This is a genomic window from Fusobacterium sp. DD2 (assembly GCF_018205345.1).
In the GTDB taxonomy this organism is placed as follows: Bacteria; Fusobacteriota; Fusobacteriia; order Fusobacteriales; family Fusobacteriaceae; genus Fusobacterium_A.
Window position 1 is genome coordinate 1 of sequence record NZ_JADRHM010000117.1, and the last position, 1,686, is coordinate 1,686.

A 1,686-nucleotide genomic window follows, 5' to 3' on the forward strand; every position below is an offset into this window, starting at 1 on the left:
GGCTGTTGCAAATTGATAATTTTTTAAATATCATTTGCAACGCCTTTTTCTTTTTGCCAAAAAAATAGAAATCATTTCCTTGATTTCCTAGATTTTTAATTTCTTAACTTAAATTTTTGTAGCACAAAAAATCATCCTTTATTTCTGTACTTTTATGCTGTTTTTAAAGAATGAAGTGTTGTTCCTTTTCTATTATTTTTTTCTCTTTGAATTAGGCGATTTAAGTTATAGCCTAAACAAAATAAACATATTTCTCTTAAAACACTACTTTTTCCGCGAACTTTTAATTTTCGTAGTTTCATATCTTCTTTCAGTACCGCAAAAGCTCCCTCTACTTGAATACTTCTATTCATTCTTAAGCGCTTGCCATAATCACTTGATATATTTTCTTGTGACTTAGTTGATAGCGTTCTAAATCGTGAATTGTAGCCTACTTTCTTCTGTGTTTCTGGATTGAAAAAATATTGTTTCCTTCCATTTTTGCTCGAATAAATGAATTTTAACTCAACTCCATCCTTTCTAAAAAGCCTATTTTCAGCTGAGTTATATATTAGATTTTCAACTCTATTCAAATCATTCTTAAACTTTCTAGTTTTTGATTTTTCAAAATATATTGGTTTTATATATGAAGTATAGCCTTTTTCCTCTAAATATTCATAATTATCTATACTCTCATAACCAGCATCAGCTACTACATTTTTTATGTTTAAATCTGAAGATTTAGCTTTCTCTAAGAAAGGAATTAAAGTTTTTGAATCAGAAGGATTTGGAAAAACATCATAAACACATATATATTCACTAATAACTCCAATTTGTAAATTATATCCTGGTTTTAATTGACCATTTCTCATATAATCATCCTTCATTCTCATAAAAGTAGCATCTATATCAGTTTTTGAATAGCTATTTCTTTCCTTTAAATTTTGAAAATGTTCTGAATACTTTCGATATTTTTCTAAATATTCAATGCACAATTCATAATATTTTTGCTCTTTTGATTTTCTTCTTCCGCGCCCATAAACAAAATTAATATTTAAATTTTGAAGGTAATGACAAACTTCAAAGAAAGAAGAAAAATTAGAACTAAAATCTTGGTTAAAATCAAAAACAAGAGATTCAATTTTAACATTAAGTTTATTCCAATAATTTTTAATAGATTTTTTCCAAACAAAGGAATATCTATTAGCATAAGCCTCTATTTTAGTTCCATCAATGTAAATAGTTTCAGTGGAAATATTTTCCATTTCAAAAATTTTTTTGATAAATTGTTCAAAAAGTTCAGGTAGAAATTCTTCAATTTTGTTTAAAAATCTCGATATTGTTGAATGGTCAGGAAGTTTAGAATCCTGTAAAAGAAATCTAAACTTAATATTTTCTACACAAGCATTTTCGATATTGCGAGTAGAATAAATACCTTTAGAATAGGCATATAGAATGATGGCGAACATTCTAATTGGATGAACCTTTGTTTTGTAAGAAAATACTTGCAAAAGTTTAGAAAAATCCATTTCCTCCAAAATGGCGCTAAGTTTTCTTACAGGATCATCTTCAGGAATGTGGTATTGTAAAAAATTAAAGATTTTAGGTTGAATTAAATTAAAATGTATGGTATTATTAATTGGTTTTTGCATAGGTATATTGTATTAGAAATTTGAAAAAATTTCGAGTACTTTATACCTTTTTTAT

General features: G+C 26.3%; 1 protein-coding gene. It reads right to left on the minus strand.

Features of this window, described 5'->3' with window-relative positions:
* Window positions 1-152: 152 nt before the first annotated feature.
* On the minus strand, window positions 153-1,631 hold the full coding sequence (locus tag IX290_RS11325) for an IS1182 family transposase (protein WP_211493299.1): 1,479 nt from the start codon (window positions 1,629-1,631) through the stop codon (window positions 153-155).
* Between the last annotated feature and the right edge of the window lie 55 nt (window positions 1,632-1,686).